Origin of the sequence: Stieleria sp. JC731, assembly GCF_020966635.1 — a bacterium.
In the GTDB taxonomy this organism is placed as follows: Bacteria; Planctomycetota; Planctomycetia; order Pirellulales; family Pirellulaceae; genus Stieleria.
On sequence record NZ_JAJKFQ010000005.1, the window covers coordinates 1,197,301 to 1,211,789 of the forward strand.

The following is a 14,489-nucleotide window of genomic DNA, read 5'->3' on the forward strand; positions in this document are numbered from 1 at the left end:
TTGGTCGTGGTTGATACCCGACACAAACGAGGCCACTGGTGATGTCAACTAGTTAATGCCGAATCGAACCGGTGTCCAGTCCGCGGAACGACGAAGGTGCCAATGAAACTCAGATCGTTGCGTTTCCTGAACACCTGTCGCGCAGCTTCCAACGAGTTTTCACATCGTTTGCGATCGCTGTGAGAGGGCTCAGTCAGTCGTTGTTACCGCCTGCAACGTGCGACATGGCGAGTCATACGTATCTCTGCGATACACGAACATTCGGTTTTCCAGGTTTTGTTGAAGCAAAGTCGGTAACAGAGTCTCGGTCAAGCCGCTTTCCATATTGCACAGAATGCCGATGTGCCTTAGCAGGGAACAGTCGTTGTTTAAATGGAGCAGGTGTTCCGGCAATTGGTACGCGAACCATTCGTCTAGATTGGATTTGGTGGCTCAAAATTGCTAATCACGATCGTTGAGCCAACGCACTCAATGGTAAAATCCAGACTCGCGTTGCTGTCTTCCCCGCAAGGCACTACGGTCTCACTCAAACAAAAATCTTACTATGTCAGCGACTATTCAAGCGAGCGTCGGTCGAAATCGAGGCAACAATGCGAGTAACCGACGACAAGACGTATTGACGATTCAGCAGTTGCTTAGCGAGGCCGCGATCCAACTTCAGAATGATTCTTACAATCCTGGCGATATCGACGGTTTGATTGCGACGCCGCCTCGTTCGTCGGCAACGGTTTCGGCGATCATTGCGTTCCAGAAGCGTTGGATGCGCAATGCTGATGGAGTTGTCGAACCTGGCCGTAAAACTCTTGCGATGTTGAACGAGACATCGCAAGGCCAATCAACACCGACAAAAACATCTGCGAGCTCCGTCAAAGCGGTTCCGGCTCCACACCCCGCGGCGACGGGAACACTTTCGTTGTCGAAAGCGTTTTTGGGTAAAGGGATGAGCGAGATCTGTCCGAGTGGCTACGCCGATACGTCCAATAATCACTGCGCTCATTTTGTCGGTCACGCGCTGGATATCAGAGTCGGATTGACTTGCCATGGGATGGCGAGCCGCAAAAAGCGAAAGGGTGAAAGTGCCAGTTTACGAGTTCACGAAATCTTTGCGGCGTGCCCCACGGTCAGTGAATACGATTCAAGCATGTTGGCTAAGAAAGGGCTGATGTTTGTCAGCGGAGTAAGCAACTTTGTCACCGCCAAGTCGGGTGTGACCAGCTTGCGAAATGTTCCCAAGAAGCATATCGGCATCCTGGTAGGCGGCAAAGTCTGGCACTACAGCAACTCCAGAAACAAGGTCGTCAGTCAGACGCCCGAAGAATTCATCAAACACTACCGCGGACAGAAGAACGCATTGTGGTTCGGCGACCTGCCCAAAGGAGCGATCAGGCAGTTCACTGTCTAGTGAACCGATCGTATCTGCGCTCGAGTCATTTTGTCGGCGATACGGTTGGCATCTGAGTGTTTTCACCGGTTCACGCTAGTTTAGAATTGAAAGGTCCAGTGAGAGTTTTCGTTTGGGCGAGTGAGCTTTGCGCGGCGAGTGGAACCGGGATCACAATTGTCTTCAATCAGTGCGGCGAGGTCGTCTAAAACAGGAATCGTATTCGCGAAGTAAGTGTGCCCCAGCAGATCAGCATTGAACGGGACCTCGATCGTGTCCAGGTTTGGAATGACCATCGGTGGCGGTAGCAGTCCTGCTCGCGGCGTGTGGGAGAGGAGGCGAGAGAATCCGAGGGCGCGGTCTTTTTTGCTCGCGTAGAGCGTCGCCCGCTTGCAAAACTGTTCGATCCCTTCCGTTTCATCTTTGAACGTCTGCTGAAAGACATCCGGAGCGGCGAAGACGATCTGTCCGATATCAAGGTTCTTGCAGGAGGCGATCTTTTCGAATGCTTTTTTCCAAGCTTGCAGTAGACCTCGATTGCCCATGCTGTGTGCGATGACGTGAAGAGTCCCTTCCAACTTCTGCAATCGCTCACACACCTGTTCAAGGGCCTTTCTGCTGCCAGAGATGACCTCGCCGTCTCCGTTGTATCGTGAGATAAAAGGGAAGAGGTTTCGGCTTGGCCAACTGAACGCAATCGTGGCTCCATCAATGCCTAGGTCGAATCCGAGTTGTCCGGCGCGAAGAATTGCATCGGCAAACGAGTTGTTAAAGCCGTGGATGAATAGCAAATGATTGGTCGATGCATTTTCGTTTTGGAGGCGTCTTTTGATCTCTGCAGCGAAGTCTTGAAGCAATCGTGTGTTCTCGATTCGCAAAGCCGAATCGCTGAAAAGACGCGACTCTTTGTACCAAGGCGATTTCAGTTCTCCGCGTCGGTGGGATGTTGGGATCCAGACGTCACATTGACCGTAGTGAACATTGTCAATGTTCGTTGAACCTTCGATTTCAAAAACGTGGCCGTCTTTTTCGAAGAGTTGGCGGTTGGTTCCAAACCAAACAGGGAAAAGTGTGCCAGTCAGGCTATCAGCTTGTTTGCCGGTTGGCATTTCGAGATAAAAATCCGGTTCGGCAACAGGATCACTGCCTGCGATCATCCTAGGAGCCTCCCGATCAGACTGGTCGATCATCACATCGTTGACGATGATCGTTCTCTCTTCGGTGAGTCGCGATTCTTGCTTCCCATCGGTCGCAGTGTCCGCGATGGTCGGAAGCACAATGTCCCAGGGTGCGATTTCAAATAGGTATCGGTGTGATTCGGGAATCGTCCTGTCTAGGTGAATTGTGATTTCTGCTGGGGTAGCACGATGAATCGCGTGACAAGCTGGTTGTCCGATGACTTGCACAATGAGTTCTGTCCATGCTGCAAGGACGCCGGATTGGCTTGCCGTTTCAGTTTCAAGCTTTTCCGTCAGATCAATCGCATGTTGTAGAGTCGGTTCCACTCGGTTCCATTCGTTCGAATGCGATGCATAAGTCAGCCCTTGCGACAGTAGACGGAATTCGAGCGTGCCGTCGTGGTATTTAAAATACAGTTCGAAAGCGGTATACATTCGCGGTATTGGCTCGCAGTGACGGTGCTTTCGTTTGCATCGTTGAAGGTTGAAAACGAAAGTCAATTTTGGAAACGATGGCAAAGCTTCCTGCATACGAGAACGTTGAGTTCACCGCAGTTCAGATCGATCCTGCTAACGCCAACGTGAGTTGGCAGCAGGTTCAGGAAGCAACGAACGGCATCTTAACGGATTGGGGAATCACGCTGCTGCGAAAAGGATTGGATCCTTTTGTGAAGACTGTGCTTGTAGAAACCCCGTATGTCTGTGAAGACTATCGAAGTTTGCATCGGAATTTTTACGGTCGAAAGTTTCGAGAGAGATCCAGCAAGTGCGTCCGACTGCATTTCTTTGACGATCGTCTCGATCAAAGTCAGATGTTGATGGAAGGCTCCGCTGAAAACTACATCGGTAGCTCTGTCGTTGAGCCACTTGTCAAGCGATGTATCGGGCGTACCGTTCTTGATCCGGCCAAGCTTGGCTACGATGCGAAGAATGTGCATTTGTTGGGGACAACGTTTCACAACCGGCTTGGTGGTTTGCGGTATGAGTGCCGGGGATTTCCGTACCGCACGCAAAACGACGAAGCGACGGTTTGCGCACACGTGACGATGTGGGCAGTCTGCCGTTATCTGTCAACAAAGTTTCAGCATTATCGAAAGCAGTTGCCATTCGATTTAGTCGAGATGGCCGATCGACGCAGCGGGCGCGTCATCCCGCACCATGGTCTGACGTATGCGGACTATTCGGAGATGCTTGATCGGTTCGGTTGCCATCCGGTTATCCTGGCAAATCACGGTTACGGCAGCAGTCCATTTTCGATGACGCAGCCGACGCTGAGTGACCAAGCCGCGTTCGTAGATTTCCTTCGCGATCTGTATAGCTATGTCGAATCAGGGTTCCCCGTGATTGCGACCTTTGGTGGGCATGTGGTTAGCATCATCGGTCATGAGTCGCAGCCGGAAGAAAAAGTCCATGATCGTATTTCCGCTTTGACTGGGCCGATTCACGCATCCGAGTTGGTCGACCGATATGTGGTGATGGACGACAACTATTTCCCATACCAATTCATGAACCGGTCCGAGAGTGAACCTGATGGTTACGCGTGGACTCTGAAGGATGTGCGCGGGATCGTCGTGCCATTGCCGGATGAGGCGTTTTTGCGGCCTCAGGACGTCGACCGTTTCACGGAAATGCTACTGGGAACGGATCAGATGAAGGAGATGATCCGCAAGTCTGAAGTCACCGGTCCGGTCATCTATCGACCCTTTCTTGCGACGGGGGTTTCACTGAAGCAGTTCAAATTAAAGCAGCTGATAGACGATCCTGATGACCTTGCGTTGCGATATGTTCTGGTGCTATCGCTACCGCGTTTCGTGTGGTGCGTCGAATTGTCTACTCCGGAGTTGCGCTCGAAAGATCGGGCATTTGGAGAGATTTTGCTGGATGCGACTGCTGGAGAGAGTGATTTGGAGCCAATTTTTGCAAGGATTGGGCCCTATATTGCTCGATCAATAGCTACGGAGCAGAGTTGGCAGCTAGACTATGTCGACGGAAACCCATACAGTACTTTCCGACAGTTCCGCCACAATCTTGGAGTCCCACCCTCTCATGTCTAATTCGAATACCGATCGAACGACATCGGGTTGGATGAGCATCAGTGATCTGGAGGCCCGTTTGTCGGGTGGCAGTCATTGCGGAAGTTTGACCGAGACGGTTCGGCGTGTGAACGACAAAATCTCTGACGATCTGGTTCGCAATCGTCAACGTGAAGCGGCCGATTTTGCCGACGCTCAAAACCAAATCGTCGGTCACGAAGTCCGCCGCTAGTTAGCCATCAGGCAAATACAAACCGCAGGTTCCATTCTTTCGCGGTCCTCTTCTCGCTACCCAAACGATGACTTGGCAGCCATCGTCGCCTTTCGCTCCGCGAAAGCAACGTTCGCTACCAGTGCTTTTGTCTCTCCTGCTCTGGCCCGTCTATTCGACTTGCGCCTGCTGGGGGCGTTCTCGTTGATTGTTGCGATGAAAGCGACTCGGCATTTTCTGGTTTCCAGCATCCAAGTGTCTTGTTTCGGTCAGGAAGCGCCTGGTTGTTCAATGCTCCCCTCTGCTGTTCTGGTCGAGTATCCACCGGTAGAATCGCCGAAGTGAATTGAAAGCAACGATTTCGTTCTTCTTCGGTACTGCATGTTTGACAATTTGATCTTCTCTGATTCTCGGGTCCGGGAAGAATTCCTGGATCGGTTTGATGAACTTGCCTACGAAGCCAGGGGCGGTGGATTGGAGGGGCTGGACAGTCTGTCTTATTCGGTTGACGACGCACATCGTGCGATCAATGGATTTCAGGAGCGACGTGATGATTTTGTCCAGCCTGGTCTGGAAGCAATTATTCGTCGATTTGGACGACCCGCGTATTTCATACAAAATGATGACATTAATACTTCGGAAGCGGCTTCATCCTCGAAAGAAGTTGATGCGATTGTCAAAGCCGCACGCGGTGCATTGTTACCGAGCATGCCAAGCGTTGGGAGAATCAATCTGCGTAACCATGACAAGAAATGGATTGGGACCGGTTGGCTTGTCGCAGACGGGGTAATGATCACAAACCGGCATGTGGCGATGGAGTTTGCAAGCGGAGCCGGCAGTCAATGTGCATTTCTTAAAACAGCCCCAGGGCAGGTCGCTGAAGCATATTTCGACCCCACAAGTGAGCATTGTGTGGCTCGTCAAATTGAATTTCGGATTGGAGCACCATTGTGGATCTCACCGGTCACTGAACCCTACGATGTAGCATTCTTATCAGTGGAGGCAATGGCTACAGACGGGAAAAACGCAAGCCATGCTCCTATCCATTTGATGTGCGCAAAAGACTACGGTTCTCTGTGCGATGGACGCTGGCTAGCCGTAGTCGGGTATCCAGCCTTCTCAGACAGTTACGCGGCAGTTGATCAACATCGAATTTTCCAACACGTGTACGATGTTAAAAGGTTGCAACCGGGGAAGCTAGTTGGAACGCCCGAATTCGATCGGATGCGCCATGATGCGACTACGCTTGGTGGCAACTCAGGATCCGTCGTCTTGGATTTAACTTCTGGCTATGCGGTCGGACTGCATTTTGGTGGGAAACCAGGGTGCTTCAATTTGAGCGTTCCTGCTCCAATCGTAAAGCGTCTCTTGCATCAGCATGTGCTGAATCGAATCGAGGATCAACAATGAGTGGCTATCAGAGTGAATGGTGGAGTCAGCCTACGATTGCTTGGCAGGATCCCGAGCCACAGTTGTTTCTAGATGTGTTTTCTGATGCATACGACGAAATGCGGTGTCTGGTGAATGTGGCGAATCGTTGCGGTTTACCAACGAAGAAGCTCCGTATATATGAGATGCGAGCAGAGGATTCTGCAAAAGATGTTGTAGACATCGCAGCTAAGAAGGGTTTGCTTGGGCATTTAATTAGCGTTTGCTTGGGTGATCAAGATATTGCGGCATCTCATAAGCGAATTCTTGATTTGACTGAAGGGAAGCTCAGGCCATACGTTGCAGTTGCGAGGATCGTCACCAGAGATTTGAGCAAGGTCGATGAGCAGGATGCGGTGCTAATTGCATCGCTTGGTTCCGAGATTGCATCGGTGGATTCCGATTCAGCAGTTTCAGGTTGTCAGGGAATTATTGAAAAAGGACGTGGGTTTGGTGATCCGCTGTCACACATTGTTGCTCTGATCAAGCTATTCCGCTGCACCGCATTGGTGCAGTCTGAAAGTGGAAAGGGTACCGGATTTCTTGTGGGGAATCGCCATTTGCTGACTTGCGGTCACGTGGTAGGCGTCACGGAGCAGAATTCGCGATTTGGAGCAAAGGTTGACGTGACATTCGACTTCTTTGCCGGTGGAACGCGAGCGATTGGAGAACGAGGTACAAAGCTGAGTGGTCGCATCGTCCATTCGAGTCCACCGACGACGGAAGAGGTTTGCGGCTATAGTGATTTGGATTGGGAGTCAGAATTGACTCATCTCGACTTCGCGTTGATCGAGTTGGATCGTGAAATTGGCGCTGAGCCTTTAGGTCCTGGTTTTGGTGTGGAAATTCAAGACAAGGCCTGTAGTCGTCGCGGGTTTCTGTCAATCTCAACGAACCCCGTTGATGTGAATTCTTTAGATATGCTCGTGGTTTCTCAGCATCCCGTTGGTTTGCCATTGTGCTTCTGCGAAGCAACTTACGGATTCCAGTTGAACACCAATAGCACTCGCCTTCGATATTGCACCAATACGCTGGAGGGCTCGTCAGGGGCGCCGGTTATTGACATCCATGGTCGGCTCGTAGCCATGCACCACTACTTTGCTTCGAAGCGTCCGGTGTGCCAAGGTATTCCAATTTCGGCGATCGCCGTTGCCTTGCAAGACAAATTCAGCGATTTGGTGAGGTCTCCAAAGAATAGTGATGCAAGTGCTCATGATCCTATCGAGCTAGGCGTTGCGACATCGGAATCAGACGGGAAATACGAAGTTCCCATATCAAATCAATCTGCTGAAGAACACGATGGAGCAGCGTTTTTAATCAAAACCGTCGACGAGGTCGAACGTTTGTTAAACGAGCACGAGCGAGTTTGTGCTGTGCTGCGAGGTTTTCTTCCCGACGTTGTTTTGGAAGAGGATGAGTGCCTCCGATTAAGTGATCGTATTCGTGGATCAATGTTCCAGCTTCACGTTCTATTGAAGTCGTTGCGTGATGGTCTGTTGCAGCGGGGGCTACCGATTGAGTTCGAGGACGATGAATTTGACGTGTTTGATCATGTTATTGGAGGTCTAGTAGTTCTAGGAATCAGTAGGGCTTGGATTGAGCAAACCCGCGAGATGCGGTCTGAATTCGGATTTCCACTTGTAAATATCGACCTCGAAGCGTCTGAGTTAACTGCGTTTGACTTTAGGTCTGACTCTAAAGCGAACCTCTTGGCAATTGCGACGAAAGTGTTGATCGATTCAGCGACGCGTATCTCCGACGTTTTTCGCGAAGCCAGTTCAGATGGCGATTCGAGTCGAGTCTGTCTTGATATACCAGAACGTGGGAAAGGAACCGCCCAGCGTGACCAGGAGGCAATGTTGAAAACGTTCTTTGTAACCGCGGTATTGCGGCCAAACGAGTATGATAGCGCTCGGCTGAAAGATTCCACGAGATCTGATTACTTGGATTATTTGGATTCCAAATTTTCAAGAGTGAGAGAGTTGATGGAGTATGCTCATCACGAAGATGGTGAGCCCTATGTTGGTATCGGAAAGGGGTACCGAAAGATCGGCGGGATTCTTGGAAGCCTGCAGATCCCCGACTTGTTTGTGATTTGCCCCGCATCTGGCCCTGATTGCGCGATGTTCGACTTTCCAGTTTTCGTGATGAGCTATCTTCACCAGATTCATACGTTCATAGTTAAACAGCGATCCAAGTAGGTGCATCAAAGAATGGGATTTTCTGTTTTTTCACCCAGTCTCGAAAAAGTCTTCAAGCTTGAAAAGGTTGAAACGTGGCCAGAGTCGAAGCATCGGTTTCAGCAAGAAACCGTGGAGGCGGTGCAGGCGGCAATCGCAGCAGGGCGACCTCTGTTGCTGCGTGGCGAACCGGGAATTGGGAAAAGTCAGGTGGCCCGTGCCGTCGCAGCCTATTTGCAAATTCCTTTCTTTTCCTTCGTCGTCGATGAACGTACCGAACGAGATGACTTGCTGTACCGCTTTGATCCCGTCTCGCGGTTGGCGCAAGCACAACTCGCTTCCGTGCGATTTCGACAGCCTGCTGAACGCGGTGATGCTTTAGAAGGCAAATCGTCCGAAGACGGGATGCCAACGATGACTTGGGATGAGGAAATGGCAGAGAAGCGATTCATTCGTCCCGGGCCTCTGTGGTGGGCGTTCAATCGCGAGAGTGCAGAACGGCAAGCAGCAGCTTACTTTCGCGACTGTCCACGTCCTGATTCGCTTAAAAATCAGGACGGGCGCAAAGGATCGAGTGAACAAGCCGCCGGCTGTTGCAGCTCGGTCGTGTTGATCGACGAAATCGACAAAGCCGATCCGTCGGTGCCGAATGGATTGTTAGAGAGTCTTGGAAACCATGGGTTCCGCGTGGGATACACCGACGAATTTGTCGAACTGCCTAAGAATGCCTCGCGGCCATTGGTCATTATCACGACCAACGAAGAACGTGAATTGCCGACCGCATTTTTGCGGCGGTGTTTTGTGCTGATGATGCGATTTCCGCCGACCGGAGTTGACGAGAAGTCGTTCTTGCTGGAGCGAGCTCGTGTCTTTTTCACGAAAGAGGATCTTAGTGATGATGTTTGCTTCGAAGTCACGGACCAGTTGATGGGCGACCGAAAACGCGCGGAACAGGGGGGCGTTGCCAAGCCAGGTGCGGCCGAATTTTTGGATATTGCCAGAGTGCTGGTCAATCTTCATCCTGGTAATGAAGCTGCACAACTTGATCGGCTTGCACGGATTAGCAAATTCGCGTTGCGAAAAGGATCGGAGGCGATTTGAGTGGGTTCGCCGACCGGTCAAAATACTTGCGTTAGTCGAGCCGAATTGTTGCGGCTATTAGACGCCGAAGAATCAGGCAGGCTGACAGCGTCTCTTGATTCTGTAGCGGAATACTGTGGCTTCGATATCGCGCTTAAACCGATTCAGGTAAAAGATTCTGAGATCTTGATGGGATGCGGAGGAACTAGCAAAGTTTCAGCCTCCGCTCCACCGCCCAAGCCGACGGAAGTCCCACCCTTAGAGTTTTTGCTGCCTGTCTTCGCTGCGGCTTTTGAGCCGGACCTGCCTCGCGAAGCGTCTGGGAAAGCGATATCCGCGCGTGCGCTCGCGCTGCCAAAGGTGCAATCACCGAATAAAACGCCCTTGGTCCCCTGGTCTCGTTTAGGCGCGTTTGTTCGATCATCGTTGACCGACGAGTGCCATGGGCATCGATTGGACATCACGCGACTAATTCGAATGGTCGCAAACGGGGAACCGATCGTCGACGTTCCGCGGCTTTCTCAGCCGAGTTTGAACGCACCCGCTGTTGTTCTGCTTGACTACAGCGAAGAAATGATGCCGTTTCGTGACGACCTTCATCATCTGGAACGTCATATAAAGTTCGAGTTTGGTTTACGAGTTGATATTCGATGGATTCGGGACATACCCGGTCGCCAGTTGTTGCGGTCCCTCCCCAGCAAATGCCGATTGCTGGTCGTTTCTGCGATGGGGCAGTTGCGGGCGGATCCGTTTGCGATTCATGCGTGGACTCGATTTGGTGACCAATTGATTCGCGATGGACACTTCGGCAGTGCCTTGGTGCCTTGTCCCCAGCAGCGCTGGTCAACTGCAATCGCCAAACAATGGCGATGTGCCGTTTGGGATCACTTCGCCAAGATGCCTCGACGCGATGGGCTGCGGTCACAACCTGCGCCGCAGCATGACTCCGGTAGCGATTGGCTATTGGATCTGGTTTCGCCAGCCGCCCTCGTCGAACCAGGACTATTGCGAGCGGTGCGGTTTTTGTGCGGAAAGTCCGCCGACGTTGGTGCAGAGTTCGACGCATTCTTTCATCCGGCGTGCAACGCTTCGTTGTTGTGGTTCAGTATTGATAACGAAGAAACATTGGAGCGATTAGTAAAGCTACGCGCTCATATTCGAAGTGGACGTGTCGACGAAGACTTCGAATGTCAGTTGATGAAACTGATTGCGAATTATCATCGCACCTGTTCTGATCCGGTTTCGATGGATGCGTGGTCGCGGGCGGAATTTGTCAGCTCATGGGCGAGAGCAAATCCTTGGGTTGATACGGAGACAGACCATCTCGTAGCGGAGCGGTTGCGTGAATTGGCGGCGAATCCAGGCGGGAAAGACCCTACTGGGCTGGTGAAGCATTGGATCTCACGTATTGATCGTGTGCCGACGGATCAGCGTCGCAAGGCGATTTATGCTAAAGGGACCGCACGTGCGTATTTTGCGGCGCAACTGACGGACGAGGAAGTGGTGTGGCCAGATGGGATTGACGCGGATGAGGCCAACCGAGAACTACAGCGGTTGATCGATCTACCAGAGCAGACAATCCAACTTCGGGTGAGTCTTGCTGACGGTCGAATGGAAATTCAGCAGTCTCAGGCTGGCAGTTCTGCCGCGGGCAATTTCCCCGCAACAATCGTCCGAGCGCGGCGGAAGCAAATCGGCGTTGCAATTGACAATGTCAATCGTACGATTTTGTTAAAGGACGATCACGCCGCGTCGATTTGCGATTTGTCGCCGGTCCCACAAACGTTGACGGTTGTTACCGATACCGAAGGTGTCCATTTTTGCAAAGTTCAGCGTCCCGCTTGGGCAACGAGGTTTGGGCACGACCGTTACGGAATCTACGCAACGGTTGAAATTGAATCGATTGAGTTGCGTCTTCGTTGGATTCCACCTGGGCAATTCATCATGGGGGATGGTGAGTTTGGACCTCAGCAAGAAGTGCTGATTTCACAGGGGTTCTGGATGTCAGCAACGCTGACCACGCAAAACTTGTGGCAAACGGTTGTTGCCAAGCACGGCGACTCGGATCGAAATCTACCTTCCAATCCGAGTCATTTTAGAGGCGATAACTTGCCGGTCGAATCGATCGCTTGGGACGACGCGATGCGGTTTTGCGAATTGATCTCCCAGAGCGTTTCTGGTCTGACATTTTCGCTTCCCACAGAAGCACAGTGGGAGTTCGCATGCCGTGGGGACAGCACCACGGCGTTTTACTTTGGTGATGGTGAAGACGGTCTTGAGAAGCATGCATGGTTCGATCGAAACAGTGAAGAACGCACGCATGAAGTCGGGTCGAAACTTCCAAATGCATTTGGCCTCTATGATCTGTATGGCAATGTGTTGGAGTGGTGCTTCGACGGTAAGCGAGACTATCAAGATCACTTGATAGCAGACCCACTAGGCCCTCTACGCGAGGGCGTCTATCGCGTCGTCCGTGGTGGTGGCTGGTTCTACTCGGCCCGGTTCTGCCGATCGGCTTTCCGGTTCGCGATCGACCCTGGGTCCCGGAACAGCGTTCTGGGCTTCCGCCTTGTCGCAGGTCAGCCGGTTACGAGTACGGAGTCTAGTCACCGCGGAGCGGTGGTCGGGCTTTGGTCCGGCGATGCGGTCGCGGAGCGACCGCTGAGATTTCTGGCACGAAAGCAAACGACAAAACCTGACTGGGCGACCAGAGTTTGGGAGGATGAATATGGATTTCTCGCCGAGTTCGAGATCAACGGGGTTGAATTTCAATTCCGAAAAATCCCACATGGATCGTTTCAAATGGGATCGCCGGAAAGTGAAGACGGGCGGGATTCAGATGAAGGTCCCGTGCATCGCGTAACGATCAGCCAAGACTTTTGGATCGCAACAACGCCCACGACTCAACGGCAGTGGACCGTAATTGCGGAAGCAAACCCAAGTCATTTCAACGGCGAAAGGCGGCCTGTCGAACAAGTGAGTTGGGAAGATGCACAGAATTGGATTGAGAGGCTGAAAAAAAGCGTCCCAGGACTTCCTGCAAGACTTCCGACGGAAGCCGAATGGGAATACGCCTGTCGTGCTGGAACAACGACAAGGTTCGCATCTGGCCAGAGTCAACAAGCTCTCTCCGGCGTTGCTTGGTTCGAAGAAAATAGCGGAGACGAGTCCCACGATGTCGCGATGAAGGCTGCGAATCCTTGGGGCATTTGGGACATGCACGGCAACGTCTACGAGTGGTGTCTAGACGGTTTACGTGAGTTCGAAAATCAGGGTGTCGTAGACCCGGTTGGTCCGCTTGACGGGGGCGTCAATCGCGTCGTCCGTGGTGGTAGCTGGATCATCTCGGCCCGGGACTGCCGATCGGCTTACCGGGACGCGATCGCCCCTGGGGTCCGGGTCAGCGATCTGGGCTTCCGCCTTGTCGCAGGTCAGTTTTTGTCTGGCCCGGAGGGCCAAAACAACCAGACATCCGGCGGAGCCGGATAATTGCTCCGGAGGAGCATTGGGGATTCACATGCAGATCAAATTTTTCTTCATCCCAATGATTGAGAGCGCACAAGCGGAATCTGAGCTGAACGCATTTTTGAAGCAATTTAAAATCGGGAATGTCGAGCGAGTCTTTTTTCCTGGGAATTCACCCGGTTGGTCGGTGTGTGTTGAGTATTTCGCGGCAGCGCAGGATGCTCCCAAACGTGGATCAGAAAGCGTCGATTACAAGGAAGTATTGGACGAGGAAACGTTCAAAGTTTATTCAGCGCTGCGTTCATGGCGCAATTTGCGTGCGGAGGAACTTGGGATTCAGCGGTACGCCATTGCAAGTAATGAGCAACTTGCTTGCATCGCGAAACAAAAACCAAAGACGTTATCGGAATTGTCGAAAATTGAAAGTTTTGGCCCGACGCGACTGAAAAAGTACGGTGACAATCTGATCGAAGTTTGCGGTGTTGAAGTTGCGAAATCGGACGGTGACGGGAGAACGAGATGAAACGCGTCGGATATGTGATCCCCGAGATCGCAACGTACGAAAATTTGTTGCTGGCTTTTCGTCGTGCTGCGAAGGGGAAGCGGCATCGCGGGGCGGTGAAACAGTTCTCCCGTGGACTCTCGTCGAAATTGCATCAGATGGCTGATGAAATCAAGAACGATACAGTCACTGTCGGGAACTACACCCGTTTTATCATTGGTGATCCCAAGGTCAGGGTCATTCATTCGCCATGCTTCCAGGAGCGAGTGTTGCACCATGCGATTGTCAATGTCGTCGGACCTGTCCTCGAACGTGGTGCAAATCAAGCGAGTTTTGCCTGTCGGAAAGGCAAAGGTAATCTGCTGGCGATTCGCTTTGCTCAGAGATACCTTCGGGGAAATACGTTTTGGATGAAGCTCGACATCGCCAAGTTCTTCGACTCGATCGACCACGAGATTCTTAAGAGCAATCTTGCAAAACAATTTAAGGACAAGCAGTTTTTGAATTTGATGGGACGTATCGTCGATGCTTATGAAACTGTTCCAAAGCATGGATTGCCAATCGGGGCACTTGTTAGCCAATACCTTGCCAACTTCACTTTGGATCCACTTGATCGGTTCGTTAAAGAAGTTCTGAGGTGCAAGCCCTACGTCCGATTCATGGACGATTTTTTGTTTTTTGGTGATGAAGAATACCGGCTGAGAGATTGGCAAGAACAGATTTGCGGTTGGCTGTTTCAGCAGACTGGATTGCGGCTAAAAGAGAGTTCACGTCTCGGACGATCGGCCGAAGGGGTACCTTTCCTTGGTTATCGAATAAAGCCCGACCGGATTTACTTGAGCAAGCGTTCTCGGCAGCGTTTTCGGCGTCGACACATCGAAAACGAGCAGGAGTACTCAATGGGCGTTTTGGAGATGGCCGACCTACAGCGACGGACAGATGCATTGCTCGCTTTTACGGATCATTCATCCTGTTTGGATTGGCGGCGAGCGACACTCGCCGAAGTCGATTCAAGCATTGAGAATTAAACC

The 14,489-nt window shown here is 51.7% G+C and carries 11 protein-coding genes; 10 read left to right on the forward strand and 1 reads right to left on the reverse strand.

Annotated features, from left to right (window positions below):
- Positions 1–544 precede the first annotated feature (544 nt).
- Positions 545–1,402, forward strand: coding sequence for a peptidoglycan-binding domain-containing protein (locus tag LOC67_RS15255; RefSeq protein WP_230263472.1), 858 nt, complete (start codon positions 545–547; stop codon positions 1,400–1,402).
- 80 nt (positions 1,403–1,482) lie between these two features.
- Here LOC67_RS15255 and LOC67_RS15260 read toward each other — a convergent pair whose 3' ends face one another.
- A complete protein-coding gene (locus tag LOC67_RS15260; RefSeq protein ID WP_230263473.1) occupies positions 1,483–2,994 on the reverse strand; it encodes an alpha/beta hydrolase in 1,512 nt (503 codons plus the stop codon).
- Between the two features lie 77 nt (positions 2,995–3,071).
- Here LOC67_RS15260 and LOC67_RS15265 point away from each other — a divergent pair, with 77 nt between their 5' ends.
- From LOC67_RS15265 to LOC67_RS15305, 9 genes are all read left to right on the forward strand, one after another.
- Positions 3,072–4,613 carry a hypothetical protein gene (locus LOC67_RS15265; protein WP_230263474.1) on the forward strand — a complete coding sequence of 514 codons (1,542 nt, stop codon included), beginning with the start codon at positions 3,072–3,074 and terminating at the stop codon, positions 4,611–4,613.
- Positions 4,606–4,824, forward strand: a complete 219-nt coding sequence (locus LOC67_RS15270) for a hypothetical protein (RefSeq protein WP_230263475.1) — start codon at positions 4,606–4,608, stop codon at positions 4,822–4,824. The genes LOC67_RS15265 and LOC67_RS15270 overlap by 8 nt, the downstream gene beginning before the upstream one ends.
- A 72-nt stretch (positions 4,825–4,896) precedes the next feature.
- A complete protein-coding gene (locus LOC67_RS15275) occupies positions 4,897–5,148 on the forward strand; it encodes a hypothetical protein (RefSeq protein ID WP_230263476.1) in 252 nt (83 codons plus the stop codon).
- A gap of 36 nt (positions 5,149–5,184) precedes the next feature.
- A complete protein-coding gene (locus LOC67_RS15280) occupies positions 5,185–6,213 on the forward strand; it encodes a trypsin-like serine peptidase (protein WP_230263477.1) in 1,029 nt (342 codons plus the stop codon).
- Positions 6,210–8,432, forward strand: a complete 2,223-nt coding sequence (locus tag LOC67_RS15285; protein ID WP_230263478.1) for a trypsin-like serine peptidase — start codon at positions 6,210–6,212, stop codon at positions 8,430–8,432. The genes LOC67_RS15280 and LOC67_RS15285 overlap by 4 nt, the downstream gene beginning before the upstream one ends.
- A gap of 12 nt (positions 8,433–8,444) precedes the next feature.
- Positions 8,445–9,512, forward strand: a complete 1,068-nt coding sequence (locus tag LOC67_RS15290; protein WP_230263479.1) for an AAA family ATPase — start codon at positions 8,445–8,447, stop codon at positions 9,510–9,512.
- A gap of 45 nt (positions 9,513–9,557) precedes the next feature.
- Positions 9,558–12,980, forward strand: a complete 3,423-nt coding sequence (locus LOC67_RS15295; protein WP_230263480.1) for a formylglycine-generating enzyme family protein — start codon at positions 9,558–9,560, stop codon at positions 12,978–12,980.
- Positions 12,913–13,479 (forward strand): HRDC domain-containing protein, encoded by a 567-nt coding sequence (locus LOC67_RS15300; protein WP_230263481.1) that lies wholly within the window; start codon positions 12,913–12,915, stop codon positions 13,477–13,479. Before LOC67_RS15295 ends, LOC67_RS15300 begins: the two co-directional genes overlap by 68 nt.
- Positions 13,476–14,486, forward strand: a complete 1,011-nt coding sequence (locus LOC67_RS15305) for a reverse transcriptase/maturase family protein (protein ID WP_230263482.1) — start codon at positions 13,476–13,478, stop codon at positions 14,484–14,486. Before LOC67_RS15300 ends, LOC67_RS15305 begins: the two co-directional genes overlap by 4 nt.
- Positions 14,487–14,489: the final 3 nt, after the last annotated feature.

What these genes read in the sequence shown, in the direction of transcription:
- LOC67_RS15255 (WP_230263472.1), top strand. Translation starts at nt 545, where the DNA reads ATGTCAGCGACTATTCAAGCGAGCGTCGGTCGAAATCGAGGCAACAAT.
- LOC67_RS15285 (WP_230263478.1), top strand. Translation starts at nt 6,210, where the DNA reads ATGAGTGGCTATCAGAGTGAATGGTGGAGTCAGCCTACGATTGCTTGG.
- LOC67_RS15290 (WP_230263479.1), top strand. Translation starts at nt 8,445, where the DNA reads ATGGGATTTTCTGTTTTTTCACCCAGTCTCGAAAAAGTCTTCAAGCTT.
- LOC67_RS15305 (WP_230263482.1), top strand. Translation starts at nt 13,476, where the DNA reads ATGAAACGCGTCGGATATGTGATCCCCGAGATCGCAACGTACGAAAAT.
- LOC67_RS15260 (WP_230263473.1), bottom strand. Translation starts at nt 2,994, where the DNA reads ATGTATACCGCTTTCGAACTGTATTTTAAATACCACGACGGCACGCTC.
- LOC67_RS15265 (WP_230263474.1), top strand. Translation starts at nt 3,072, where the DNA reads ATGGCAAAGCTTCCTGCATACGAGAACGTTGAGTTCACCGCAGTTCAG.
- LOC67_RS15270 (WP_230263475.1), top strand. Translation starts at nt 4,606, where the DNA reads ATGTCTAATTCGAATACCGATCGAACGACATCGGGTTGGATGAGCATC.
- LOC67_RS15280 (WP_230263477.1), top strand. Translation starts at nt 5,185, where the DNA reads ATGTTTGACAATTTGATCTTCTCTGATTCTCGGGTCCGGGAAGAATTC.